The sequence below is a fragment of the Winogradskyella pulchriflava genome (genome assembly GCF_042434315.1).
Classification (GTDB): domain Bacteria; phylum Bacteroidota; class Bacteroidia; order Flavobacteriales; family Flavobacteriaceae; genus Winogradskyella; species Winogradskyella pulchriflava.
On the sequence record NZ_JBHLTQ010000001.1, the window covers coordinates 882,026 to 907,409 of the forward strand.

At 33.4% G+C, this 25,384-nt stretch carries 25 protein-coding genes and 1 tRNA gene; 5 read left to right on the forward strand and 21 right to left on the reverse strand.

Features of this window, described 5'->3' with window-relative positions; translation table 11 throughout:
* Positions 1-11: 11 nt before the first annotated feature.
* Positions 12-905 (reverse strand): DMT family transporter, encoded by an 894-nt coding sequence (locus tag ACFFGA_RS03890; protein WP_386059923.1) that lies wholly within the window; start codon positions 903-905, stop codon positions 12-14.
* Positions 902-4,234, reverse strand: coding sequence for a transcription-repair coupling factor (mfd, locus tag ACFFGA_RS03895; protein WP_386059926.1), 3,333 nt, complete (start codon positions 4,232-4,234; stop codon positions 902-904). Before mfd ends, ACFFGA_RS03890 begins: the two co-directional genes overlap by 4 nt.
* Positions 4,235-4,379: 145 nt before the next feature.
* On the opposite strand from mfd, the gene ACFFGA_RS03900 reads away from it, so the two are divergent.
* Positions 4,380-4,811, forward strand: a complete 432-nt coding sequence (locus ACFFGA_RS03900) for a tellurite resistance TerB family protein (protein WP_386059929.1) — start codon at positions 4,380-4,382, stop codon at positions 4,809-4,811.
* Between the two features lie 71 nt (positions 4,812-4,882).
* Here the strand turns inward: ACFFGA_RS03900 and fbp are convergent, their stop codons facing one another.
* On the reverse strand, positions 4,883-5,893 hold the full coding sequence (gene fbp / locus ACFFGA_RS03905) for a class 1 fructose-bisphosphatase (RefSeq protein WP_386059931.1): 1,011 nt from the start codon (positions 5,891-5,893) through the stop codon (positions 4,883-4,885).
* 131 nt (positions 5,894-6,024) lie between these two features.
* Between fbp and ACFFGA_RS03910 the strand changes: the two genes are divergently transcribed.
* The 3 genes from ACFFGA_RS03910 to ACFFGA_RS03920 all read left to right on the forward strand — a co-directional run bounded on the left by ACFFGA_RS03910 (position 6,025) and on the right by ACFFGA_RS03920 (position 9,658).
* On the forward strand, positions 6,025-6,501 hold the full coding sequence (locus ACFFGA_RS03910) for a GNAT family N-acetyltransferase (protein ID WP_386059934.1): 477 nt from the start codon (positions 6,025-6,027) through the stop codon (positions 6,499-6,501).
* Positions 6,501-7,751 carry an aspartate kinase gene (locus ACFFGA_RS03915; RefSeq protein WP_386059937.1) on the forward strand — a complete coding sequence of 417 codons (1,251 nt, stop codon included), beginning with the start codon at positions 6,501-6,503 and terminating at the stop codon, positions 7,749-7,751. Before ACFFGA_RS03910 ends, ACFFGA_RS03915 begins: the two co-directional genes overlap by 1 nt.
* 77 nt (positions 7,752-7,828) lie before the next feature.
* The gene (locus ACFFGA_RS03920) at positions 7,829-9,658 is read left to right on the forward strand and encodes a lysophospholipid acyltransferase family protein (RefSeq protein ID WP_386059940.1); all 1,830 of its coding nucleotides are present in this window, start codon (positions 7,829-7,831) and stop codon (positions 9,656-9,658) included.
* A gap of 41 nt (positions 9,659-9,699) precedes the next feature.
* Here ACFFGA_RS03920 and ACFFGA_RS03925 read toward each other — a convergent pair whose 3' ends face one another.
* The 18 genes from ACFFGA_RS03925 to ACFFGA_RS04010 all read right to left on the reverse strand — a co-directional run bounded on the left by ACFFGA_RS03925 (position 9,700) and on the right by ACFFGA_RS04010 (position 25,051).
* Positions 9,700-10,179 (reverse strand): DUF4870 domain-containing protein, encoded by a 480-nt coding sequence (locus tag ACFFGA_RS03925; protein ID WP_386059943.1) that lies wholly within the window; start codon positions 10,177-10,179, stop codon positions 9,700-9,702.
* 53 nt (positions 10,180-10,232) lie between these two features.
* Entirely contained in the window at positions 10,233-10,709 is a 477-nt protein-coding gene (locus ACFFGA_RS03930) for a hypothetical protein (RefSeq protein WP_386059946.1), read from the reverse strand.
* A gap of 51 nt (positions 10,710-10,760) precedes the next feature.
* The gene (locus ACFFGA_RS03935) at positions 10,761-11,147 is read right to left on the reverse strand and encodes a VOC family protein (RefSeq protein ID WP_386059949.1); all 387 of its coding nucleotides are present in this window, start codon (positions 11,145-11,147) and stop codon (positions 10,761-10,763) included.
* 1 nt (position 11,148) lies between these two features.
* Positions 11,149-11,607, reverse strand: coding sequence for a DUF1801 domain-containing protein (locus ACFFGA_RS03940; RefSeq protein ID WP_386059951.1), 459 nt, complete (start codon positions 11,605-11,607; stop codon positions 11,149-11,151).
* A gap of 7 nt (positions 11,608-11,614) precedes the next feature.
* Positions 11,615-12,079: a DUF4199 domain-containing protein gene (locus tag ACFFGA_RS03945; RefSeq protein WP_386059954.1), complete on the reverse strand. Its 465-nt coding sequence runs from the start codon at positions 12,077-12,079 to the stop codon at positions 11,615-11,617.
* 106 nt (positions 12,080-12,185) lie between these two features.
* Positions 12,186-12,596, reverse strand: a complete 411-nt coding sequence (locus tag ACFFGA_RS03950; RefSeq protein WP_386059957.1) for a response regulator transcription factor — start codon at positions 12,594-12,596, stop codon at positions 12,186-12,188.
* Between the two features lie 9 nt (positions 12,597-12,605).
* Positions 12,606-13,544 carry a 2-hydroxyacid dehydrogenase gene (locus ACFFGA_RS03955; protein ID WP_386059959.1) on the reverse strand — a complete coding sequence of 313 codons (939 nt, stop codon included), beginning with the start codon at positions 13,542-13,544 and terminating at the stop codon, positions 12,606-12,608.
* Positions 13,545-13,624: 80 nt separating this feature from the next.
* Positions 13,625-13,990 carry a cupin domain-containing protein gene (locus ACFFGA_RS03960; RefSeq protein ID WP_386059962.1) on the reverse strand — a complete coding sequence of 122 codons (366 nt, stop codon included), beginning with the start codon at positions 13,988-13,990 and terminating at the stop codon, positions 13,625-13,627.
* Positions 13,991-14,061: 71 nt separating this feature from the next.
* On the reverse strand, positions 14,062-15,432 hold the full coding sequence (gene mgtE / locus ACFFGA_RS03965) for a magnesium transporter (RefSeq protein WP_386059965.1): 1,371 nt from the start codon (positions 15,430-15,432) through the stop codon (positions 14,062-14,064).
* A gap of 71 nt (positions 15,433-15,503) precedes the next feature.
* Entirely contained in the window at positions 15,504-16,280 is a 777-nt protein-coding gene (gene rsmA / locus ACFFGA_RS03970; protein WP_386059967.1) for a 16S rRNA (adenine(1518)-N(6)/adenine(1519)-N(6))-dimethyltransferase RsmA, read from the reverse strand.
* A 77-nt stretch (positions 16,281-16,357) separates the two neighbouring features.
* The gene (locus ACFFGA_RS03975; protein ID WP_386059970.1) at positions 16,358-16,678 is read right to left on the reverse strand and encodes a DUF4286 family protein; all 321 of its coding nucleotides are present in this window, start codon (positions 16,676-16,678) and stop codon (positions 16,358-16,360) included.
* Between the two features lie 74 nt (positions 16,679-16,752).
* Positions 16,753-18,537 (reverse strand): tetratricopeptide repeat protein, encoded by a 1,785-nt coding sequence (locus tag ACFFGA_RS03980; RefSeq protein ID WP_386059976.1) that lies wholly within the window; start codon positions 18,535-18,537, stop codon positions 16,753-16,755.
* A 402-nt stretch (positions 18,538-18,939) separates the two neighbouring features.
* On the reverse strand, positions 18,940-20,211 hold the full coding sequence (gene serS / locus ACFFGA_RS03985) for a serine--tRNA ligase (RefSeq protein ID WP_386059980.1): 1,272 nt from the start codon (positions 20,209-20,211) through the stop codon (positions 18,940-18,942).
* A gap of 89 nt (positions 20,212-20,300) precedes the next feature.
* Positions 20,301-21,608, reverse strand: coding sequence for an HTTM domain-containing protein (locus tag ACFFGA_RS03990; protein ID WP_386059983.1), 1,308 nt, complete (start codon positions 21,606-21,608; stop codon positions 20,301-20,303).
* A 1-nt stretch (position 21,609) separates the two neighbouring features.
* On the reverse strand, positions 21,610-22,509 hold the full coding sequence (locus ACFFGA_RS03995; protein ID WP_386059986.1) for a bifunctional riboflavin kinase/FAD synthetase: 900 nt from the start codon (positions 22,507-22,509) through the stop codon (positions 21,610-21,612).
* Positions 22,510-22,568: 59 nt separating this feature from the next.
* Positions 22,569-23,198 (reverse strand): aminoacyl-tRNA hydrolase, encoded by a 630-nt coding sequence (gene pth, locus ACFFGA_RS04000; protein WP_386059988.1) that lies wholly within the window; start codon positions 23,196-23,198, stop codon positions 22,569-22,571.
* Positions 23,199-23,276: 78 nt separating this feature from the next.
* Entirely contained in the window at positions 23,277-23,933 is a 657-nt protein-coding gene (locus ACFFGA_RS04005; RefSeq protein ID WP_386059991.1) for a 50S ribosomal protein L25/general stress protein Ctc, read from the reverse strand.
* Positions 23,934-24,109: 176 nt separating this feature from the next.
* Entirely contained in the window at positions 24,110-25,051 is a 942-nt protein-coding gene (locus tag ACFFGA_RS04010; RefSeq protein WP_386059994.1) for a ribose-phosphate pyrophosphokinase, read from the reverse strand.
* Between the two features lie 144 nt (positions 25,052-25,195).
* Here ACFFGA_RS04010 and ACFFGA_RS04015 point away from each other — a divergent pair.
* Positions 25,196-25,279, forward strand: a tRNA-Leu gene (locus ACFFGA_RS04015).
* Positions 25,280-25,384 lie beyond the last annotated feature (105 nt).

Sequence of the window (25,384 nt, forward strand, 5' to 3'; positions counted from 1 at the left end):
CTATGTTGATTTTACTTTTTATTGGCTTCAATAATTAAGCCATTTTTGGTTTTAGACCTAATACTTTCTATGATAACTGTAGCAAGTATTAAAGCACCACCTACAAATGTATGTATTGTTGGTATTTCATTCAAGAAAAAATAGGCAATAATAATTCCGGTTACAGGTTGAATGCTACCAATAATACTAGCTGTACTTGCTTTAAAATATTTTAAGCTATTAACAAACAAAGTATGTCCAATGGCTGTGGTCATCAAGGCTAATAAAATGACGTATGGATATTGTGTGCTAATGTTGGTGGTATCCATAAAAATTAACACAGGAGCTAACAGTACACCAATTATGGCAACTTGATAAAACATTAGCATGGTGCTGTTATAATTGGCAACATGTCCTTTGAGAATTAATATTCTAATGGCGTAGCACAAAGCAGAAAGCACTCCAAATAGTATCCCTTGAAGATGACCGCTTTCTAAGCTAAAATCTGGCGATAAAATATAAATACCAAGAAGGACCATTAATCCTAAAACAATATGAATAGGATCTAATTTTGTTTTGTAGAATAAAGGCTCCAATAGTGCAATAATTACAGGAAATGTAAATATTGATAGCATGCCTATTGCCACATTAGATAATTTTAAAGCATAGAAATAGGTAATCCAATGCGCACCCATGAGTACAGCAGCGATAAAAAATGTCCCTCGATTTTTTTTGTTTTTAATCTTTAAATTGATGCCCTTGTAGAGGCAAAAAATGAATAAGAATAAAGCTGCTAAAATTGCGCGCCACCAAATAATAACAGGTGTTGGCATGTCGATAAATTTTCCTAATGCACCAGAAGTACTAATAAGAATTGTTCCTATTGTAAGTAGTAAAAGATGATTTAAATGACTTTTTTCATTCATTCAATATCGGATAATGCATTGAGCGCTTGTTTTGTAGACTTTATACCTTCAAAAGTAATTAATAAGCGCAAACCATTTCTAGTTTGTTTTTCTTTCATTTTGCATTTATGGGCATTCATTTGAACGAATTGTAAAACCTTGGTAAATGCATCACTTTGATAGAATTTACTTTGCTGGTCTTGAATAAAGTAACCAATCATTTTACCTTTTTTCATGATGAGTTTTTCAAGTCCCATTTTAGTTGCAATCCATTTTAACCTTACACTATCAAATAAATCTGAAACTTGGGTTGGTAACTCGCCAAAACGGTCTATAATTTCGGTTTCAAATTTAGTGAGTTCTTCTTCAGTTTTTATGTCGTTTAATTTTGTGTATAGGTTTAAGCGTTCGGTAATGTTGTTAACGTAATCGTCAGGGAACAATAATTCAAAATCCGTATCTATAGTAATATCTTTTACATATTGTTTTGGTTTGCCATCGTCTTTATATAAATCGGCAAATTCAGATTCCTTGAGTTCTTCAATGGCTTCATTTAATATTTTTTGATAAGTATCAAACCCAATATCATTGATAAAGCCACTTTGTTCACCGCCTAATAAATCTCCAGCTCCACGAATTTCTAAATCTTTCATAGCAATATTAAAACCGCTACCAAGCTCAGTAAATTGCTCTAAAGCTGTAATACGTTTACGAGCGTCGGTTGTCATTGCAGAATATTCTGGAGTGATAAAATAACAAAATGCTTTTTTATTGCTTCGGCCAACACGACCACGCATTTGGTGTAAATCACTCAAACCAAAATTATTAGCATTGTTAATAAAAATGGTATTAGCGTTAGGCACATCTAAACCACTTTCTACAATGGTTGTACTTACTAAAACATCAAACTCACCATTCATAAAGGCAAGCATTAATTGTTCTAATTTTTTGCCATCAAGTTGGCCATGACCAATTCCAATTTTTGCATCTGGTACCAAGCGCTGAATCATACCAGCAACTTCTTTAATGTTTTCAATTCTATTGTGAATGAAAAATATTTGTCCACCACGTTGAATTTCGTAGCTCACAGCATCCCTAATCGTTTCTTCGTTAAAACGAATAACATGACTCTCAATAGGGTATCTATTAGGAGGCGGAGTAGTAATAACCGATAAGTCTCTAGCAGCCATTAAACTAAATTGAAGCGTTCTAGGTATTGGAGTTGCGGTTAATGTTAATACATCCACATTTTCTTTAATCGTTTTTAACTTCTCCTTTACAGCTACGCCAAATTTTTGCTCTTCATCAACAATGAGCAGGCCTAAATCTTTAAATTTTACAGTCTTGTTAGCTAATTGATGTGTGCCAATAATAATATCTACTCCTCCCTTTTCTAGGCTTTCTAATGTTTCACGTTTTTCTTTAGCAGTTCTAAAACGGTTAAGGTAATCCACTGTAACAGGAAAGTCTTTTAAACGCTCGGTAAAAGTTCTATAATGCTGATATGCCAAAATAGTTGTTGGTACTAAAACGGCAACTTGCTTTCCATTATCTACGGCTTTAAAAGCAGCTCTTATGGCCACTTCGGTTTTACCGAAACCAACATCACCACAAACCAAACGATCCATTGGTCGTTCACTTTCCATATCAGCTTTTATGTCTGCTGTAGAGGTGATTTGGTCTGGTGTGTCTTCATACACAAAAGAAGCTTCTAGCTCATGTTGCATATGGCTATCTGGAGCATATTGAAACCCTTTTTTTAGTTTTCGTTTAGCATAGAGCTTAATAAGATTAAAAGCAATTTCCTTAACACGAGACTTTGTTTTTTGCTTTAAAGTTTTCCAAGCTTTACTTCCTAACTTGTAAACTGTTGGAGGCTTACCATCTTTACCGTTAAACTTGGTGATTTTGTGTAATGAGTGAATACTGAGATATAAAATATCGCGCTCTCCATACACCAATTTTATTGCTTCTTGTTTTTTCCCTTCAACATCAATTTTTTGAAGTCCTCCAAATTTACCGATACCATGATCAATGTGCGTAACGTAATCTCCTATTTCAAGATTTGTAAGCTCTTTTAGTGTTATGGCTTGTTTCTTAGCGTAGCCATTTTTAAGGTGAAATTTATGATAGCGATCAAAAATTTGATGATCTGTATAAACCGCAATTTTGTGTTCGGTATCTACAAAACCTTGATAAAGCGAAAGGACCACAGTTTTGTAATGTACCTCTCCTTCATGGTCGTCAAAAATATCGTGAAATCGTTTAGCCTGTTGTTCGCTTACGCAAGTAATATAATTGGCAATTCCGTTAGCATGATTCTCGTTTAAGTCTTCAATCAATAAATTGAATTGCTTATTAAAGGCAGGTTGAGGTTTTGTAGTATATGTAATATTCTGATTACTCAATACTGCGGTTGATCCAAACTCCACCAAGTTATAGTCTAAAAACTGACGTTTCAATAATTCTGAATTACAGAACAATTCCTCTGGTGAGGCATGCTTTATGTCTTTAGATAAGTTATTGAAAGCTTCAACAGCTTTGTTGTAAAATTCATCAATTCTAGCAAATAGAAGCGAAGAATTTTTAGCAAATACTACGGTTTTATTAGAGATGTACTTTAAGAAACTTTCCCGTTGCTCGGCAATAAGTTTATTGGCCACATTAGGAATGATGCTTACTTTTTTAATGCGTTCTGTTGATAGTTGTGTCTCTACATCAAAGGTTCTAATACTATCAACTTCGTCGCCAAAAAATTCTATTCGGTAAGGTTCATCATGCGAAAACGAAAAGACATCAATAATACCTCCTCTAACTGAAAACTCACCAGGTTCGGTAACAAAATCAACACGTTTAAACTTGTATTCAAACAGAACTTCGTTTACAAAATCGATGCTCAATTCGTTACCAACAGAAATTTTAAGTGTGTTTTTTTCAAGCTCTTTTTTGGTGACCACTTTTTCAAAAAGCGCATCAGGATAGGTGACAATGATACATGGTTTTTTGCGCGAGTTGATACGATTTAAAACCTCTGCTCTTAAAAGCACATTGGCATTATTGGTTTCTTCTATTTGGTATGGTCTTCTGTAGCTTCCTGGATAGAATAGCACATCCTTGTCATTGATGAGCTGTTCTAAATCGTTAAGGTAATATGCAGCTTCTTCTTTATCGTCAAAAACCACCATAAAGGGTTTGTCTGCGGTTTTAAAAACTTCTGAAATAACAATAGATAAAGAAGAGCCAACAAGGCCTTTTAAATGTGTTTTTTGTTGCGGTAGGGCAATAGCATTCTGCAGATTTTGCAGTTGCAAAGTCTGTGCTAATGTTTGGGCAATAGATACTTTACTCAAGTTTCTTTGTTTGAAGGTGCAAAAGTACATGATTTTATTCATTTTGAATATTCAAAAAAAATCAAATACATAAAATTTTTGAAGTATTATTAATTGAAATAATCTATTATTAGATTTATATTTGCAGCACATTAAAACACAAAACATGTCAATTTCAGATTTATTCGAAAGCGGATTTAAAAAACGTAACCAAGATCACTTTGCAGCAATTGTAAGAGTTGCAATGAGCGATGGAGTTATAGATGACCAAGAAAAAGCATTTTTAGACCGTTTAGCAACTAGATTAGATGTTAATGAGGACGATTACAAAGAAATACTTAAAGATTATAAAAGTCACCCAATTAATCCACCAACCTCTTATGACGAGCGTTTAGAGCGTTTATACGATTTAGCACGTATGGTATGGATTGATGATATCGAAGGACCAAATCAACACTGGTTACTAGAAAAAATATGTGTTGGTCTTGGATTTAATTCAGACAACGTAAAGTACATTGCCGATAAAGCATTAGCATTGGCATATAATAAGGTAGATTTAGATGAATTTACTTTACAAATGAAAAAAATGAATCAATAGTAGCATTCATATAAAAAATAAAAAGCGAACTTTAATAGTTCGCTTTTTTTATGAGTTATAGTTAGCAAATGCTATGCATTGCGCATAAATTCCTCAGCTTTTTCTACCATATTTTTACTGCCACAAATAAAAGGTACACGCTCGTGTAATTCTGTTGGCTCTATATCCATAATACGGGTAAAACCATCACTGGCTTTACCGTTGGCTTGTTCTGCCAAAAATGCCATTGGATTACATTCGTATAACAAACGTAATTTCCCTTTTTCGTTCATAGAACTTTTAGGGTACATATAGATACCGCCTTTTATCATGTTTCTATGAAAATCGGAAACCAGAGAACCAATATATCTAGACGTATAAGGTCTGTCGCCTTCTTCCATTTGGCAATATTTTATATAATCTTTAATTCCTTTAGGGAAGTGAATATAGTTCCCTTCGTTTACAGAGTAAATATTCCCATCTTCAGGAAACCTCATGTTTGGATGCGATAAGTAAAATGTACCAATTGCAGGATTTAAAGTAAATCCATTTACTCCATCACCTGTAGTATAAACCAGCATTGTTGAAGTCCCATAAACCACATAACCAGCAGCGACTTGCATACTTCCTTTTTGTAAAAAATCATCTATAGTTACTGGAGTTCCAACTGGAGTGACACGTCTAAAAACCGAGAATATAGTACCCACAGAAACATTAACATCAATATTAGAAGAACCATCTAGAGGGTCTATTAAAACAACATATTTGTTCTGATTGTTTTCGTCCTGGCTGTTAATGGCAATAAAATCATCTTCTTCTTCACTTGCAATACCACAAACAATATTTCTTTTTGTCATGGTTTGGATAAACTTTTCATTAGCATAAACATCTAACTTTTGCTGATCTTCACCTTGAATATTAGTGTCTCCTGCAGCACCAATTATATCTACTAAACCAGCCTTGTTCACCTCGTGGTTCACTACTTTTGCAGCCAAACGAATTGAATTTATAAGTCTTGAAAGTTCGCCAGATGTGTACTTAAAAGACGATTGATTTTCAATTATAAATTCACCTAAGGTTTGATTGAGTTTAGAATTAGCCATGAACTATTTTTATTGGTTATTTGGCACAAATATCGCATTTTTTAACAAACTATAACGTTTTCGTTGGGTAAATAAATTATGATGTAAAGCGAGTTTTAGGTTATATTTGATTTTCTTTTTTTAAACCAATAATGAACCAACCAAGATTAGCCACTAAAAAAGATATGCCAAGAGTTTTAGAACTCATCAATGAATTGGCTGTTTTTGAAAAGGAACCAGAAGCTGTAGAAGTTACAGTAGATGACTTAGTACACAATGGTTTTGGTGAGCACCCAAAATTCACTTGTTTTGTTATAGAAGTTGATAACCTTATTGAAGGAATAGCTTTAGTTTACAACCGATATTCTACATGGAAAGGAGAAGTTTTGCACTTGGAAGATCTTATAGTCAGTAAGTCTCAAAGGGGTAAAGGTCTAGGAACCATACTACTTGATGAGGTTGTAAAACATGGAAAAAATCTTGGTGTAAAAAGAATCAGTTGGGAAGTTTTAGATTGGAATGAACCAGCTATTAAATTCTATGAGAGTAAAGGAGCTAATGTAATGAGAGATTGGGATGTGGTTCAGTTAGATGAAAAGGGAATTGAAAATTATTTAAACAATTTGTAATGCGCGTTTTTAAGTTTGGTGGAGCCTCTGTAAAAGATGCTGATGGTGTAAAAAATTTAGCTTCGGTTTTAAAAACTATAGGTTATGATAATACCTTGGTTGTTGTTTCTGCAATGGGAAAAACCACCAATGCCATGGAACAGGTTATTAAAAATTATTTTGAAAATAAAGCAGAGTTACAAAGTTCTATTCATGAGGTTATAAAGTATCATAATGAGATTTTATTAGATTTATTTGATAATGAACGTCATCAAGTATTTGCAGATGTTAAAGCTTTTTTTGATGAACTCAATATGTTTTTTAAATCAAATAAGTCACCAGATTACAATTATGTGTACGATCAGACTATAGGTTATGGAGAGCTAATTTCTACAACCATAATTAGTAATTATTTAAATGAAATTGGCTTAAAAAATAATTGGCTAGATGTTAGGGATTATATAAAAACAGATAGTTACTACAGACGTGCTAATATAAATTGGGAAACAACACAAGAGCGTATTTCCTCAAATTTCAACACTTCTGTATTAAACATAACGCAAGGATTTTTGGGTAGTGATGCTAATAATTTTACCACAACATTAGGAAGAGAAGGTAGTGATTACACAGCGGCAATTTTTGCGTATTGTCTTAATGCCAATAGTGTAACGATTTGGAAAGATGTACCAGGTGTACTTAACGCAGATCCACGTTATTTTGAAAACGCACAACTGCTTAACCAAATCTCTTATAGAGAAGCTATAGAGTTGGCTTTTTATGGCGCTTCTGTTATTCATCCAAAAACGTTACAACCCTTACAACAAAAAGAAATTCCGTTGTATGTAAAATCGTTTTTAAACCCCAAAGCAGATGGTACTTGTGTGAGTAAAGGCAAAACATTAGAGCCAGAAATTCCATGTTTTATTGTTAAGAAAAATCAGATTTTAATTTCGTTATCGTCATTAGATTTTTCTTATATCGTTGAAGAAAACATAAGTGAAATTTTTAGTTTATTGCATTTGTATAAAATGAAAGTAGATGTTATTCAGAATTCTGCCATTAGCTTTTCGGTTTGTATAGATAATTTATATAATAATCTCGAAAAACTATTACAGCATTTAAAGGCAAAATTTAATGTAACATGTTATGATAATGTAAGTCTATATACAATTAGACATTACAGCGATGCTGCAATAAAAGAACTCGAAAAGGATAAAACGGTATTGTTGAAACAGTTAACACAAGGAACTGTACAAATCGTTACTAAGTAAAGTGTCAATGAGCTTTAAATTACGCATAGAGATATATAAACCTCGATTATCGAGTAAATTGTTACTACATTTGTTTTATGGGGAAATCATCTAATACGGGTTTGGTAACCGCTAAAGAAGTCGCAAAGGCAATCCATGCAGATAAGTATGGGTTTTTGGGTACTTTCTTTGGTTGGGTTTTAATGAAAGTTCTTAAAATTTCTACATTAAATAAGATTTACAACCGTAATAAGCACCTTAGTGAACTTAAATTTTTAGATGGTATTTTAGATGAATTTCAGATTAAGTTTGAAATCCCAGAGGAAGACTTAAAGCGTTTACCTAAGGAAGGTCCATATATTACAATATCTAACCATCCATTGGGTGGTATAGATGGTATTCTACTCTTAAAGTTAATGATAGAACAGCGTAGTGATTTTAAAATCATTGCCAATTTTTTACTGCACCGAATAGAGCCGTTGAAACCTTATATAATGCCAGTAAATCCTTTTGAAGACAGAAAGGATGTAAAGAGTAGCTTGGTTGGTTTTAAAAATGCCATTATGCATTTAAGAGATGGTCATCCGCTTGGAGTGTTTCCGGCAGGTGAAGTGTCCACATATAGAGATGGCAAATTAGTAGTAGATAAACCTTGGGAAGAGGCTGCGATGAAATTAATAAAGAAAGCAGAAGTGCCAGTTGTACCTATTTATTTTCATGCTAAGAATAGCCGTTTATTTTATAGACTTTCAAAAATTAGTGATACGTTGAGGACTGCCAAACTCCCTTCGGAATTACTGACTCAAAAGCGCAGAACGATTAAAGTGCGAATTGGCAGACCTATTTCGGTTAAGGACCAAAAGGAGCATGAAGCACTTCCGGATTTTTCAGAATTTCTGAGACGTAAAACATATATGTTGTCTAAAACTTTTGAGGACAAACCTAAGATTTTAGATAACCTCCAATCGCAATTAAAAGTACCTAAGCCACCAAAAAGTATTGTAACTCCTATAGATACAAAGGTGATGATGGTTGAGGTAGAAAACCTAAGGGAGAAGGATTGTAGGCTTTTGGTGAGTAAAAATTATGAAGTCTATCTTGCTCAGGCAAAGGATATCCCTAACATTTTAAGAGAGCTTGGAAGACTAAGAGAGATTACTTTTAGAGAAGTAGGAGAAGGTACTAATGAAGCTATTGATTTAGATACTTTTGATACGTATTATCATCATATGTTTTTATGGGATAATGAAGCTAATGTCATAGCAGGTGCTTATAGAATGGGACTAGGTTCTCAAATTTTTGAACGTTACGGCATAGACGGTTTCTACTTACAAGATTTATTTAGGTTTGAACCAGAGCTTTATAAAATGATGAGCCAATCTATAGAAATGGGTCGTGCTTTCATTATCAAAGAATATCAGCAAAAACCAATGCCACTCTTTTTACTTTGGAAAGGCATTGTACATACCACTTTGCGCCATCCAGAACATAAATTCTTAATTGGTGGAGTAAGTATAAGCAATCAGTTTTCTAATTTTTCTAAAAGTTTGATGATTGAGTTTATGAAACCCCATTATTACGATCCTTATGTAGCACAGTACGTACACCCTAAAAAAGAATTTAAGGTAAAACTAAAGGATGCGGATAAGGAATTTGTTTTTGACGAAGCCGAAGCCGATTTAAATAAACTGGATAAACTTATAGACGAGGTAGAACCAGGAGCATTACGATTACCGGTTTTGCTAAAAAAGTATATAAAACAGAATGCCAAACTTGTGGCTTTTAACGTCGATCCATTATTCAACAATGCTGTAGATGGTTTAATGTACATAAAGATTGCAGACCTGCCAGAAAGTACAGTAAGACCAGTTATGGAAGAATTTCAAGCAGAGTTGGAGCGTAAGTTTATGAATAATGGAGATGAATGAAAAATAAAAAACCCAGAATTAATATTCTGGGTTTTTTATTTTTATAGGCCTTTAAACCAGTCTTGAAACTGGTTACCTAATAAAAAAGAAGGTTTCATTTCGCCACCTAAGGCACTGATTAAACTCATTATCCAGGCGACTAGAAGTACTAGTGCAACAATAAAACCAAGAATAGGAATCCATCCCGTTACAATTCCAATGAGGCAGAATCCTAACATTTGTCTTATATAAAAAGAGCCAAATTCTGTTCTATTGCTACCGTTCATTATTAGTGCTATAATCCAACCAATAATTGTAATGTGAGCAATAATACCTACATTTTTACCATCACTTAAAACCTCTTTAGCATCATCTGCAAACTCTGAAGCTTTGGCTTTGGCCTTACGACCTAATTCCTCAGCATCGTCTGCCAATTCACTTGCCTTTTGGCTAATTTTATCGCCTGCTTTTTTAGCACCTTCCTTAGCGTCATCTAGCATATCGTCTAGATCATCGCTCAAATTTTTATTGTCGTCTGACATTTTTTTTAGATTTATGGTTAGACTATAAAGTTAGTGAAAATGCACAAATGTTTTTATTTCTTTCCGAATAACTTTTGGAAAAACCCTTTGGTTTTTTCTTTGGTTTCGGTATAAGTTTCTTTAGCGTCTTCAGTTAAGTCTTCTAATTTATCTTCTGCAACATCTGCAAATTCGCTTAATTTTTCACTAGCTTCATTTGCAAATTCTTTGGCTTTTACCTTAGCTTCTTCGTAAGTTTCTTTGGCGTCCTCAGCCAATTCAGATACTTTTTCCTTTGCACTGTCTAGCATTTCTTTAGCGTCTTCGTTAATAAACTCAGTAGCTTTATCTTTTACATTTCCTAGAACTTCTTTAGCATCATTAGCAAGTTCGCTTGCCTTTTCTTTTGCAGAATCAAAAGCATCTGAGGCATTTTCCTTTAATGTTGTTGCTTTGTCTGCAATAGCATCTGTAGAGTCATTGGTAATGTCTTCCGTTTGTTCTACGGCTTTGTTTAAATCCTCTTCTAAATTGTGGTTGTTTTCAGTCATTGTATCAATCTTTAATCTATAAGTAGAAGAATAGCTTAAATCGTTACAGTATTATAAGAATGCTTTATCTACAGGCTCCCAAAGTTCTATCTTGTTGCCATCGTTATCAAGTATCCAACCAAACTTACCATAATCGTACTCTTCCATTTCTCCTACTACTGTGACACCTTCTTCTTTTAAAGTCACTAATAAATCTTTTAAATTTTCAACTCTGTAATTAAACATAAAGTCTTTTTTAGAAGGTTCATAATACTTAGTGTCTTCTGCAAATGGACTCCATTGTGTAGAACAATCATTACCATCTTTGTCTTTCCACCAAAAGGTACAGCCATATTCGTCTGTATTAAATCCTAGGTGTTTTTTATACCATTCTTTTGATGCTTTTGGGTCTTTTGATTTAAAGAACAAACCACCAATACCTGTTACGCGTTTTTTCATTTTATTTCTTTTTTAAAGCGGTTTCATATATATCTATCCACTCATCACAAGTCATTTTTTGAGTGAGTTCTCCAATTAATTCAAAAGGGATTTCATCCATTTTTTTAAACCTAATGCAGCTCTTGCCCATGTCTAATTTACGTTTGCAGTGCTTTGGATATTCTGTTACAAACCACTCATGTAATTCTGGATTGGCATAAATACCACTATGGTATAAATTGACTGAGTTTTTTTGAGACGCAAAGCTCATAAATGGTAAAGGTGTTTTTGGGTCGCAATGGTAACCGTCTGGATAAACCGAATGTGGTACATAGTAACCTATCATTTTGTATTGTATGCCTTCTTCAAAACCTTTTGGTAAGTTGTCTTTTATAACTTTACGTAATTTTTTAAGCGTTTCTTGGCGCTCTTCTGGTACTTGACTAATATAATCTTCGGGTGATTTTGCTTCGTATTGCATAGTGTTTTTAATTTTTGCGTTGTAGAATTAATCCAGATATTAAAGATATGATAAATCCAATTATTGTAACAAGAGCGAGCATAAATAAAGCGGCACTTGTACTAGTCATTTTTATAATGTCCTCTGCTTTTCCTTGGTCAATTAATTGTTGTTCATAATTACTAAAAAAGGAAGGGTTTATATATTTAGTATATATAAAATCTGCAATCGCAATACCTAAACCAACAAGTATTGAAATGAGTATGCCTATAACAATGGCTTTACCCAAAGAGACAACTCCATTATTTATGCGATCTCTATAATGTTTAATTCCAAAAAAGATGAAGGATAAAGAAAGGAAAATAGATATATATCCTAATATTTCATTTGTTGAATAATCAAGATTTTCAATGCCAAAGACAAGATGTAAAGTAAAGATTACAAAGCCTGTTATGAGACCGTAGCCTCCAAATCTAATAATTGTGTTTTTCATAAATAATCTGGATTTAATTTATAGTCCAAAAGTAAGTCTGTCTTATAAAAAAATCCTCATACTAAAGTACCAAAAGCAATCATACTTTAGTGCCAATTTCTTTATTTTAGATAATTTTGAGGTCTTTAGCTATTTGAAGTGCTTGTGTTCGACGTTTAGCATTTAATTTATAAAGTAAGTTTGAAACGTGAGTTTTCACAGTGCTTTCTGAAACAAAAAGTTTTTCTCCAATTTCTTTATTAGACAATCCATCGGAAATACCTAAAAGCACTTCGTACTCACGTTTACTAATAGCTAAGTCTTCTATTTTTTTATGATTTATTTCTGCGGAATTATTGTCTTGTTTATGGAGGCTCTTTTTGTTGAGATACACACCAATAAAGAAGAAAACAATAGCAATTATGGCAATTGCTATTTCCGAACTTAAATTACCCGAAATAACAGCATATTTACTAAACTGAAATAATAGAAGTAATGCAAGAATTAGCAACCCAAAAACGAGAATGGTCTTTTTCACACTAGAAAGTTAACAAAATTTCGTTTTTATTTTATCGACTATGGTTTGGGCAAGCTTAATATTACTTTCTATTGTCCAACCAGCAACATGAGGCGAGAGTAAAACATGTTCTGATGCTATTAAGTACTGAAATGCTTTTGGCATATCATCCGAAGTGAATAAATTTTCGAAAGATGATTTTTCGTATTCTAACACATCAAGTCCTGCACCCAAAACTTTTCCGGAATCTAATGCTTTAACTAAGTCTTCTGTCACCACACTCTTGCCACGAGCAGTATTAATTAACCAAAATGGTTTTTTAAACTTGTTGATAAATTCAGAATTTACCATATTGAGCGTCAGAGGTGTTTGAGGTGTGTGTAAGCTCAACACATCTGCTTTGTCTTGAAGTTCTTCCAGTGATACTTGCTTGCAATTTTCATCACCAACATTAGCCTTTATATCATAGCAGATTACTTCTACATCAAAACCTCTAAGCTTTTTAGCAAAGGCTTTTCCCATATTACCATAGCCAATAAGTCCAACTGTTTTTCCGTCGAGTTCTAAACCACGATTTGCCTCTCGTAGCCATTTGCCTTGCCTTACTTCTTTATCCGCTTTATTTAATTTATTAAAAAGAGAAAGCAACATTCCTAAAGCATGTTCACCTACCGCATTTCTATTGCCTTCTGGTGCAGAAATAAGATAGACCCCTTTATTCTCAGCGTAACTACAATCTATATTTTCTAGACCTGCGCCAACACGACCAATAAATTTTAGTTTGGTTGCTGCATCTAAAAATTGCTTGTCTATTGTAAATCGACTGCGAATAATGATGCCATCGTACTCCGAAATTTTAGCTTCAATTTCAGATTTCGATGATGTATAGTCTTCATAATTGGTAAAGCCTAAATCGTTGAGTTGATTTAATAGCAAAGGGTGATTACTGTCTAGGTGGAGTATTTTCATTTCAATGCCTGCGAAAGCGGATGGTTTTTTGTTTTTTAGACCTACTAGGTTTTAAAAACCTGCAAGGTTTAATTTGTTAACTATATTTTCGGGTAATGCGTTTGTGTCTTTTCGTCTTGCACATTGCCTGTATGCGCTGTGCTCAATTTTTCGAATAAAAGTACATGGACTTCTTCGTCGTTTTTTGTTTTAGGATTGTGTTCTACGCCTTTTGGTACAACAATCATTTCACCTTCTTTAACCACTTCTGTTCGGTCTCTAAATTGCATGTATAATGTACCTTTTATCACCTGAAACAATTCATCTTCATTATCATGGCTATGCCATACAAATTCACCTTTTAACTTAGCTAAAATCACTTGCATATCATCTACTACTGCAATTTGATGTGGATGCCAGTTTTTACTAAACTTGGTAAATTTGTCTTTGATGTTTATGGTTTTCATGAAGTAAAGTTAACTATTATGAGATACTGAAACAAGTTCAGTATGACAAAGCAATAATGAATTTTTAGAAATTAGATGCCCAAAATCATCTTTGCAATCCAGAAGTAAATCAATATACCAAAAATATCATTGCTTGTGGTAATAAAAGGACCTGTGGCAATTGCAGGATCAATGCCTCTTTTATTTAAAAATAAAGGTACAAATGTGCCAATTAAACCAGCAACAATAATAACTGCAATTAAGGATACGGAAATGGCAAGTGCTGTATTAAACTCTCCTTTTGTTGCCCAAACAAATAGAAATAAGAATATGGCTAAGATGGTACCGTTTAGCGCAGCTAGTAGCATTTCTTTTATCAATCGACTGTTAACGCTCCCTTTAACATCGTCATTTGCCAAACCTTGTACAATAATAGCACTAGACTGCACACCAACATTACCAGCCATTGCCGCAATTAATGGTGTAAAAAAGAACAATACAGCATATTTATTAAAGGCTTCTTGAAAACCTTCCATGATTAAAAACGCGCCAACTCCACCAATAAGACCTAAAAAAAGCCACGGTAAACGCGCTCGTGTGAGGTCTAAAATGCTATCGTCTGCCTCAACATCTTGTGTAATACCTGCTGCTAATTGGTAATCTTTATCGGCTTCTTCCTTTAAGACATCTACAATATCGTCAATAGTAATTCTACCTAATAATGTTTGGTTGTCATCCACAACAGGAATGGCTTCCAAATCGTATTTTGCCATAACCTTTGCTACATCTTCAGCATCGTCTTTTACATTAACAAAGTCCACATTATCCTTTGCTATTTCAGCAATTTTTTGATCGCTTTTTGCTACGATTAAGTCTTTTAAAGACAAGCGGCCAATCAATTTTTCTTCTTTATTTACGACATAAATAGAGTGTACACGCGTTACATCTTTTGCCTGTCCTCTTATGCGACGTAAACAACCCGCAACTGTCCAGGTTTCATAAACCTTAACAAGTTCTTTAGCCATTAAACCACCAGCTGTATCCTCATCATAAGCCAATAACTCTTGGATTTCGGCTTTATGTTCCTGGTCTTCAATTTTAGAAATGACATCATCTTTACGATCTTCAGGTAATTCTGCAATGATATCTGCAGCATCATCGGTGTCTAATTCTTCAATTTCTTCGGCAATTTCTTTAGCAGAAAGGTGTTTTAGGATATTTTCTCGATTGTCTTCATCGAGTTCCATTAGGATATCTGAAGTTAGTCCAGAGTCTAATAGTTTTATGATATATACCGCATCTTCAACATCTAGCTCATCTAAAATCTCAGCTATATCAGCATAGTGATACTCATTTAAAAATAGTTTTATCTCCTTATCGTTTGCGTCTTCGATAAGAATTTCTACTTTTTCTATGAGCTCATCGGTAAGCTGAAATTGTATGTTGTCTTGGATGTCTTCCACGTGATGGTTTTATGTCATTTTAAGAACGAAGGACGATAGATTACCACACTAAGTTCTTTAATAACGATACGTTATTCTATATCATTCTCAATCAACGACGTCAGTTCTATAAATTCTGAAACACTTAATTGTTCTGGTCGTTGCCCAAAGATAGTATTTGCTTTTAAATTATCAGAAAGATTAAAAATTTTTAAACTGTTGCGCAATGTTTTTCTTCGTTGTTGAAAACCGGTTTTTACAACTTTAAAGAATAATTTTTCGTCGCAAGGCAAAGTAAAGTCCGCTTTTCTTTGAAGACGTAATACACCAGAATCTACTTTTGGTGGTGGACTAAACACCGAAGGTGGTACCGTAAACAAATACTCGGCATCATAAAACGCTTGGGTTAAAACCGAAAGGATTCCATAAATTTTTGAACCTTCTTTAGAGCAAATGCGTTCTGCAACTTCTTTTTGAAACATACCTGAAAATTCAGGAATTTGATGACGCATCTCAAGTGTTTTGAATACAATTTGAGATGAAATATTATATGGGAAATTGCCAATAATAGCAAAAGGCTTGTCTTTAAAAATTTGAGTTAAGTCATGCTTAAGAAAGTCTTTTTCGTAGATTCTATCAGCAAGATTGAGGTAATTGTTTTTTAGGTAATCTACAGACTCAGTGTCTATTTCTATTACATGTGTGGTAATGTCCTTTTTAAGCAGATATTTTGTTAGCACTCCCATTCCTGGACCAATTTCAAGGACATCATTATAGCCTTCAAAAGATAAACTATTGGCAATGTCTTGCGCTATAGATTCATCTTCTAAAAAATGCTGACCTAAATGTTTTTTTGCTTTTACTGTCATAATAATGTTTTCTCGCGAAGACGCAGAGTCGCAAAGAGCCTACAAGGTATGGCTTTGCGTCTTAGCGGCTTTGCGAGCTATTTAAAATTAACCGAATACTCGTCTATAACCTCTAATTCTGTTCTAAAAGCTAACATTTTATCCGCAAAACGCTGTAAGCCATCTTTTCTTAAACGTTCGGCATCGTCTTTATAATACGCCTCTAAGGCTTCTCTAGAATGTGCTCTGTATTGAATGGAATAGGTGTCTGCTTCCTCGTCTTCAACCAAAACTTTGGTAAGTTTAGCTTCTTTAAATTTACCTGTGGCTAGTACCTGTGGAATATGTTCTTTTATCCACTCTAACCATTCTTTGTTAATGCTTTTATCTATGTTTACGGTGACGTTGTAAATTATCATAACTGTTCAATATTCAATTTTAAAGTACCAAATTCCAAAACTACTTGCTAGAATTTAGTTTTTATATCTGTGATTTAATTAATAGAATCTCCTCTCAACATCCTAAACTTCTTACGTGCTTCGATAAAGTAGATGCTATCTTCAAAATCAAAAATGATTTTTTCGTAGAGTTGTTTGGCTTCTTCGGGTTTTGCCAAATGGGTATTATAGAGTTCTGCCAAATAATAGTGCGCATCATCGGCTAAGATATCTTCGCTGTAATCTTTAATGATTTCAAGATAGTTTGCTTCTGCTTTGTTGTATTGCTTTTTCTTTTCAAAAAGTTTGGCTTGTTGAAAAAGGGCTTGGTCTGTAATACTTTCGCCTTTATGTTCTTCTAATATTTTATCTAAAAGGGAAATAGCTTCATCTGTTTTATTCTGAAAAGCTAACAAATCTGCTTTTGCATAATACCTTAATGCGGTTTGTGTACTGTCTTCGTATTTATTGTCCGAAATCAACAGTTTTAAATCCAATGCATCATTGGCAATTAATTGAGATGTTGAAGATTTTAAAATTTTAAGCTGAGATTCTGCCCAATCAAAATCGCCTTTATAATAGCTGGTTTTTGCAACTTTATAACGCGCTTCTTGCGAAATGGTACTGTTTTTTAAACTAAGTTGAATTTGAGAATAAAATATTAAAGCTTCATTGAAACGTTCTTGTAATACTAATATATCTGCAAGCAGTAACTTTACTTTGGCTTCTTGAAATTCGGAAATATTCAATTTCAAACTTTTTCTTAAAAAGGCTGTTGCGCTTTCTGTATCTTTTTGATGAAACGCTAAAAACTCACCATAAGCCAACTGTAATGGAAGTGTTAGTTCGGATTTTCCAAATTCAATAAATAGCGCATTGTAATCCTCGTCGATACGTTTTAGTTCTTTTTCTGATGCATTTTGGGTATCGATTTCTAAAATGTACTGGTGCGCTGTAAGTATTGTGCCAGCATCTTGCGAGCTTTCTAATATGTAACTAAAAATATCTTTTGCCGTTTCGTCATCATTGTCATTGAGCGCAGTAACTGCCAATTCTATTATACGGTCTAGACTTTCAGGATTACGCTTATAAAGTGCTTTTTCCTGAATAAAGGATTTGTTATATGCTTTTTCTTGTACATAAAGCCAACTCAACAACTCGTACCAATATGGACTGGGCTCTTCTTGGATTTTTTTGAGAAGCAACCTCCTTAAATATATGTTGTTTTCGTTGGATTTATTCTCGGATATAAAATCACTTACTGCACGTTTTATATTGTTGAGGTAATTGGGTCTGTAAGCGATATAATCAATGTAATTTTCGAACATTTTTTCAATGTCTCCTTTGTCTCCATAAATACGAGCTAACTGAATGCTATAATCTTTATCTGGAGTTAGCAGTTTGCCTTTGTTGTAAACGGTAATGGCTTGGTCTAGGAGCGAATGATCTTCAAATGTTTTAGCGATGCTGTAGATGTAATTTGGCTTATCGTCTATATAGGCTATGGCTTCGTTATATAATTCGTTAGCTCTGTCTAAGCTACCTTTAAGTTGAAAGTTATAACCCAATTCTACTAATAATGTAGGATTTCGTCTTTTTTCTAAACGTTGAATTAAAATATTTTCTGCTTCGTCAAATTGTTCTAATTGTTGGTGCGTGTCAATGACTTTGTAAATGTATTTATAGCTGTAAGGTTTCTCTTTGCTTAGATTTTGATAAATGACAAGTGCTTTTTTAAACTCACCATTTTTATAATAGCTATCGGCAAGCACCTCACTATTTTGGGCAAATCCAAAGTGAATACCAAATATTACTAATATGATTAAAAAAAAACGTTGCATAAAAACAGTTTGTGTAAATATAACAATTGCGAATTCTAGAATATTGTAAATCTTAGTTAAAAATCATAGCATAAAAAATGCCTAAACTATTCGTTTAGGCATTTTGACCAGCAAAATAAATGTGCTATTAACCATTATTCGTTATAAATATGATTCAATTACTTTGTCTTGGTTTTTACTATTTTATTATTACTAATTATAGTTAAAACAAAACTTTGCTTACCATAACAACCAATGCAATGAGTAATACAAGGCGTTTTATGTTTTTCATAATTAGGTTAGTTTATGATTTGGGAATGCTAACATCACGAAAATAAATAAATAAAACGAAGAAATACCTAAAAAATCGATAAAAAACACAAATTTTTAACAAATAGGTGGTAATTGCCTAAAAATTTGCTATTAAGAAATTATGTCGAAACCAGTATATGGAACTAAAACTTCAGGAACTTTTATACCATCTTTTGTTTGGTAGTTTTCTAAAATACCAGCCAATACTCTTGGTAAAGCCAAAGAGCTTCCGTTTAAGGTATGACAAAGTTCATTTTTACCATCTTTATTTTTGAAACGTAATTTTAGACGATTGGCTTGAAAGGTTTCAAAATTTGAAACCGAAGAAATTTCCAACCAACGATCTTGAGCTGTTGAGAACACTTCAAAATCGTATGTTAAAGCAGAGGTAAAGCCTAAGTCTCCACCACAAAGTCTAAGAATTCGGTATGGTAATTTTAATTCTTTTAAAATATCTTTTACGTGTTCTACCATTCCATCTAATGCTTTGTAAGAGTTGTCAGGATGTTCAACGCGTAATATTTCAACTTTATCAAATTGATGTAAACGATTTAAACCTCTTACATGTGCACCATAACTACCAGCTTCTCGCCTAAAACAAGGTGTATAGCCTGTAAGACCAATTGGCAAGTCGCTTTCATTTAATAAGGTATCTCTAAAGATATTTGTAGCAGGAACTTCTGCTGTAGGAATTAAATATAAATTGTCTTCTGTAACATGATACATTTGACCTTCTTTATCTGGTAATTGACCTGTACCAAAACCTGAAGCTTCATTTACCAGATGTGGCACTTGTACTTCTGTATAACCTGCAGCCGTATTTTTGTCTAAGAAATAAGCGATTAAAGCACGTTGAAGTTTTGCTCCTTTACCTTTGTACACAGGAAAACCAGCTCCAGTAATTTTGGTACCTAGTTCAAAATCTATGATGTCATATTTCTTGGCTAATTCCCAATGTGGTAGCGCTCCTTCAAACAGTTTTGGAATATCTCCCTCTCTGTATGTTTCTTCATTGTCTTCATCAGTGTTACCTGCTGGTACAATAGTGTTAGGAACATTTGGTATGGTATATAACAAGCTATCTAAAGCGTTGGCCTTAGCATTAAGTTCTTGCTCTAAGTCTTTTATGCTTTCCTTTAACTGTGTTGTTTTTTCTTTTAAAAGATTTGCTTTTTGAGCTTCGCCAGATTTAAACAAGTTACCTATTTCTTTAGACAAGGTGTTAGACTCAGATTTTATATTATCTAACTTGGTCTGAAGTGTTCTACGGTCTTCATCAAAAGTAATAGCGTCATTTATCATTTTGGTAGCGTCAATATTTCGCTTTGCCAAACGTGCAATAACGTCTTCTTTATTCTCTCTTATATAAGCAACTTGTAACATATCACTGATTTTGGGTTTATACCTGATGGTATAAGAAAAACAAGCCACAAAAGTAATAAGAATTTAAGCAGATAAAAACAAATTAGAACCTATTTTGATGGTAATATCCAATCGTGATGTTTAAAATGATGCCATTCTTCGTTAGCGAGGTCAATATTAGGGTCAATGAGTTGCTTTAATGGTTTACCGTTGACACTAACATAAGACCTAACATATACTTTAACCGATATGCCTTTTTTAGCAAAATCTTGCTTTAAACGCTGTGCAAACTGCCAAATAATATCTGGTTTAGTACTAGCTCCACGTTGTTGTTTTTTGGTGAGGTAATCGTTTATATTTATAGGAATTTGCTGATCTGTAGCTTCATCAACAACTTTATATTTTGTTGAGCCGCTTTTGGCGCGGAGCATCATTCTCCAGGATAATCTATGACCTTCTTCGGTCCATAATACATCATCTTTAAAAAAATGATGCCTAAGCGGCAGTGCAATATGAACTAAAAAATAAATCAATAGAAGAGGCATTAGCACCTTACCATATTTAGGCACTATGATTTCGTTTGAATTATAAAAAGGTTTCTTTTTTAAGAAAATGTCCTTTATGGTTTTTGGATTAAAGAAAAATAAACTAAAGGCTAAAGATAAATATGGAAATATTCCAATCTGAAAGACGATGGAATTAAACAAATGAAAAAATATAGAAGCAAAAAAGGCATACTTCCTTGTTGGTTTAAAAAGTAGCAGAGGAATGATAAGTCCATCAAACAGAATGCCACCATAAGCAATCATATAATGAACGGTTTGTTGCTGTAGCACTTCGCCAATTAAAGGGTAATCTGCTTTGTTTCGCATTAATAATCTAATAACCGAAGTATCTAGCCAATCTGGATAAAACTTGGCTATTGATGCGTAGGTGTAGAGAATAAAAAGTTGAACGACAAAAATCCACTTACACCAATTTGGCATAGAAAAACGCTTTATGGACGGATTGAATTTTGCATCTAATGAAGCGTATCTATTTGCTGGTAATAAAACCATTATAAAGCTTAAAATAAATAGCAAATAGTAATGGTTGTTATAAGAGGATTTTTGCATTAAATAAGTTGCAGTCCACATTATGGCAAACATAAGCATGCTAAACCTGTATTTATAGCCAACCATAATCAATAACCCAAAGACACCCATAAGAGCGTAGTAGGCATACATCCAATTTCCTGGTAACGGTTGCAACCACTCAAAACCAATAAATGAAAAGGTGAATTTTGGTTCTATGAGTGTGCGTTTAATCCATCCTGTAAATATGGCGCCAAATGATTCTAATGCACACAATAACCCAAAAACTATTCTAAAAACAATGAGTCCTGAATTATCGATATGTTTAAATAGAAACTTATGCATTTTACTTATTTATATATTCTAATGCGTTTTTCATATCTATTCCTAACTGTGTTTTTAAGGCATCTAAACTTTCAAATTTTTGCTCACTTCTAAGCCTTTTTAAAAATTCAATCTTTAATTCTGAATTATAGATATCCTTATTGAAATTAAAAAAATGTACTTCTATAGAACGCGTTTTTCCATCAACAGTAGGGTTGGTGCCAATATTCATCATGCCATAAACAAAAGACCCATCAATATATGATTTTACAACATAAACTCCATCCTTTGGGATTAGTTTGTACGATTCCTTAATATATAAATTGGCGGTTGGAAAATCTATGGTTCTTCCCAAGCCTTTTCCTTTAATTATTGTACCAGTAATAAAATAATTATAGCTCAAAAACGAATTGGCTAAAGTGATGTTTCCGTTATCTAAGGCCTTTCTGATTTTTGTGGAACTTACGGTGACATCTTCAATATCTTGTGCTGAAATTTCTTCAACTTCAAAATTAAATTGCTTTGCAAATGTTCTTAAGTCACTGATATTGGCGCTTCTGTTTTTACCAAACCTATGATCGTAGCCAATTACAATTTTTTTGGTGTTCAGTTCTTTAACTAAAATAGATTCTACATATTCTAAAGCAGAAAGGTTTGCAAATTCGGTAGTAAACTCTTTGATTACGACCTCTTTTATTCCAATATTTTTTAGAAGTTCAACACGTTCGTCTATAGTATTGAGCAATTTAATGGAATCATCTTTTTGAAGCACCATTCTTGGATGCGGAAACAAAGTTAAAACCACAGGAATATAACCTTGTTCTTCTGCGAGTTTTACAACACGCTGTAGTATTTTTTTATGACCAATATGGACACCATCAAAGGTACCAATGGTTGTTATTTTTCCTGTATTCGCAGTCAATAGTTTAGTTTTGTTAAATTTAAAAGTTAAACAGCTACTTTAGAAATAAAATGTTCTACTTATTTTCCGTTAAATTGATTCATGGTAATGTTTACTCCAGAAAGTGCAAAGGATTTTATAAGCTCTGCAGCTACTTTTAAGCGTTCTTTAAGTTTAGAGTTTTCATTTTCATTCCATTCTCCAAGTACATAATCTACTTGTTGTCCTTTGTTAAAACTGTCACTTATACCAAATCTAAAACGGTTGTATTTAGTAGTTTGCAACTTATCTTGAATATCTTTTAACCCATTGTGGCCTCCGTCACTACCTTTGGTTTTAACGCGCAAAGTTCCAAAGGGTAAATTAAGATCATCTGTAACAACAAGCAGGTTTTCCAATGGAATTTTTTCTTTATCCATCCAATATTTTAAGGCTTTACCACTGAGGTTCATGTATGTATTTGGCTTTAGTAGAATTAAAGTGCGCCCTTTAATTTTTAGTGTTGTAATATCTCCAAGTTTTAAGGTCTCAAAGGAAATGTCTTCAGTGTCTGCTATGTAATCTAGTATTTTAAAGCCAATATTATGTCTAGTGTTAGCATATTTTTCGCCAATATTACCTAAACCGACTATTAAGAATTTTTTCATGCTGTCTTCTTTCTCTTCAACCTTAATACTATAACCAAGCCATTTTTTTAACAACTTACACATGGTGTATTATTAATTTGTGTAAAAATAAAAAAAGCATTCTGTTAAAGAATGCTTTTTAATATTTGAAATAGTTTTAATCTATTCTTTTACTGCAGCGACATCGTCAGTTTCAGTTGCTGGCACATCTCCTGCTTCTGTTGTTCCTTCTTCTCCTTCATCTTCATCTTCATCTTCCGCGTCAACGATAGCTAATCTACTACGTCTTACTTGACATACAACTGTATTGTCAGGATGTAAGAATTTATAATCGTTGTTTTCTAACTCAGTAATGTATAATTTACTTCCAATTTTTAATGGAGTAATGTCTACTTCAATAAAATCTGGTAATTTAGAAGGTACTGCCTTAACTCTAAGTTTACGGTAAGGTCTTCTTAAAACACCACCATTTAAAACACCTTTAGATGTTCCTACAACTTGTACAGGAATATCCATGGTAATAGCTTTGTTTTCAAAAATTTGGTAGAAATCTATGTGTAGAATTCTATCAGTAACTGGGTGAAATTGAATATCCTGCATTACTGCATTGTACTTTTCACCATTATCTAAGGCAATCACAACTGTATGCGCATTTGCAGTGTATACTAGTTTAGAGAATGCCAATTCTGGTGCAGAGAAATGCAATGGCTTGTCTCCTCCGTATAATACGCAAGGAACCTGACCAGCATTACGTAAGGCTTTTGTTGATGTTTTGCCTACGCTTTCTCTTTGAGATCCATCGATTGTAATTGATTTCATTTTTAAAATTTAATATTAATAATTTAATTACCTCATTTTGAGGGGTGCAAATTTAATAATATAATACGGAAAAACTAGCGTTTATGTGGATTTTTTAAAGCAGTATAATATAGAGATACAATTTGATGGTTTTAGTGTATCTCAGTTTATGTAAAATAGTGGCAAATGCCATAGATTTACATTACAAATTTATTACTGATGGATTGGTTGTGGTGAACATTGTACATCACTTCTGCAAATAACTCTGCACAACTTAGTACTCTAAGCTTTTTTACACCTTGTTTTACAGGAATTGAGTTGGTTACAATTAACTCTTCGAGTTTAGATTTTTCAAGTCTTTCGTAAGCACTTCCAGACAGAATAGGATGTGTACAAATAGCTCTTACACTTTTTGCGCCACGTTCCATCATTAAATCTGCTGCTTTTGTTAAAGTTCCGGCAGTATCTACCATATCATCAACTAAAACCACATTTTTACCTGTAACATCACCAATTAACTCCATATGAGAAATAACGTTAGCTTTAGCACGTTGCTTATAACAAATAACAACATCACTTTTTAATGCTTTTGAGTAAGCGTAAGCACGTTTAGAACCTCCCATATCAGGTGAAGCAATAGTTAGATTATCTAGGTTCAAGCTTTTTAAATAAGGTAAGAAAATTGTAGAAGCAAATAAATGATCTACTGGTTTTTCAAAAAAGCCTTGAATTTGGTCGGCATGTAAATCCATTGTAATAATACGCGTAGCACCAGCAGCTTCAAGCATTTTTGCAACTAATTTGGCAGCTATTGGTACTCTTGGCTTATCCTTTCTGTCTTGTCTTGCCCAACCAAAATATGGCATTACAGCGGTAATGTGTCTTGCAGATGCACGTTTAGCGGCATCTATCATTAAAAGCATTTCCATTAGGTTTTGAGGACCTGGATTTGTAGAACCAATTATAAAAACTCGTGTACCTCTTATAGATTCCTCATAAGAAGGCTGAAATTCTCCATCACTATAGGTAGAGGTAATAACGTTGCCTAATTTAACTCCGTAAGCAGTAGCAATTTGCTCTGCTAAATCTTTACTTTGAGTACATGTGAAAATCTTAGCTTCTGTAGTATTATTAGGCATCGGAATAAGTAATTAAAAACAATTGTTTAGTTAGGTGTTTTGATGGGGTCAAATTTAGGAAAATTATTTTCTAGGTAAAGTATAAAACCTACTATTTTTAGTTGGTTGGAGCAAAATAATTACTATTTTTGCTTTCCAAAATTTGCCAAAGTGGTGGAATTGGTAGACACGTCGGATTCAAAATCCGATGCTAGCAATGGCGTGTGGGTTCGAGTCCCACCTTTGGTACTAAAAGCTTCAACTATTGTTGAGGCTTTTTTTATTTGCTATAAAACTAGAACTTGCATTTATAAGGATGTAATCTTGTTTTACAGGTCTTTGGTATATTTTTTG

Bases quoted from the DNA above. Each gene is read 5' to 3' on its own strand.
- ACFFGA_RS03945 (WP_386059954.1), bottom strand. From the start codon at position 12,079: ATGAAAAACACAATTATTAGATTTGGAGGCTACGGTCTCATAACAGGC.
- rsmA (WP_386059967.1), bottom strand. From the start codon at position 16,280: ATGACAGTAAAAGCAAAAAAACATTTAGGTCAGCATTTTTTAGAAGAT.
- ACFFGA_RS03940 (WP_386059951.1), bottom strand. From the start codon at position 11,607: ATGCAATACGAAGCAAAATCACCCGAAGATTATATTAGTCAAGTACCA.
- ACFFGA_RS03955 (WP_386059959.1), bottom strand. From the start codon at position 13,544: ATGAAAATACTCCACCTAGACAGTAATCACCCTTTGCTATTAAATCAA.
- fbp (WP_386059931.1), bottom strand. From the start codon at position 5,893: ATGGCTAATTCTAAACTCAATCAAACCTTAGGTGAATTTATAATTGAA.
- ACFFGA_RS03890 (WP_386059923.1), bottom strand. From the start codon at position 905: ATGAATGAAAAAAGTCATTTAAATCATCTTTTACTACTTACAATAGGA.
- ACFFGA_RS03915 (WP_386059937.1), top strand. From the start codon at position 6,501: ATGCGCGTTTTTAAGTTTGGTGGAGCCTCTGTAAAAGATGCTGATGGT.
- serS (WP_386059980.1), bottom strand. From the start codon at position 20,211: ATGTTACAAGTTGCTTATATAAGAGAGAATAAAGAAGACGTTATTGCA.
- ACFFGA_RS03935 (WP_386059949.1), bottom strand. From the start codon at position 11,147: ATGAAAAAACGCGTAACAGGTATTGGTGGTTTGTTCTTTAAATCAAAA.
- pth (WP_386059988.1), bottom strand. From the start codon at position 23,198: ATGTGTAAGTTGTTAAAAAAATGGCTTGGTTATAGTATTAAGGTTGAA.
- ACFFGA_RS03990 (WP_386059983.1), bottom strand. From the start codon at position 21,608: ATGCATAAGTTTCTATTTAAACATATCGATAATTCAGGACTCATTGTT.
- ACFFGA_RS03960 (WP_386059962.1), bottom strand. From the start codon at position 13,990: ATGAAAACCATAAACATCAAAGACAAATTTACCAAGTTTAGTAAAAAC.
- ACFFGA_RS03930 (WP_386059946.1), bottom strand. From the start codon at position 10,709: ATGACTGAAAACAACCACAATTTAGAAGAGGATTTAAACAAAGCCGTA.
- ACFFGA_RS03910 (WP_386059934.1), top strand. From the start codon at position 6,025: ATGAACCAACCAAGATTAGCCACTAAAAAAGATATGCCAAGAGTTTTA.
- ACFFGA_RS04010 (WP_386059994.1), bottom strand. From the start codon at position 25,051: ATGCCTAATAATACTACAGAAGCTAAGATTTTCACATGTACTCAAAGT.
- ACFFGA_RS03920 (WP_386059940.1), top strand. From the start codon at position 7,829: ATGGGGAAATCATCTAATACGGGTTTGGTAACCGCTAAAGAAGTCGCA.
- ACFFGA_RS03980 (WP_386059976.1), bottom strand. From the start codon at position 18,537: ATGCAACGTTTTTTTTTAATCATATTAGTAATATTTGGTATTCACTTT.
- ACFFGA_RS04005 (WP_386059991.1), bottom strand. From the start codon at position 23,933: ATGAAATCAATTACAATCGATGGATCTCAAAGAGAAAGCGTAGGCAAA.
- ACFFGA_RS03900 (WP_386059929.1), top strand. From the start codon at position 4,380: ATGTCAATTTCAGATTTATTCGAAAGCGGATTTAAAAAACGTAACCAA.
- ACFFGA_RS03975 (WP_386059970.1), bottom strand. From the start codon at position 16,678: ATGATAATTTACAACGTCACCGTAAACATAGATAAAAGCATTAACAAA.
- ACFFGA_RS03925 (WP_386059943.1), bottom strand. From the start codon at position 10,179: ATGTCAGACGACAATAAAAATTTGAGCGATGATCTAGACGATATGCTA.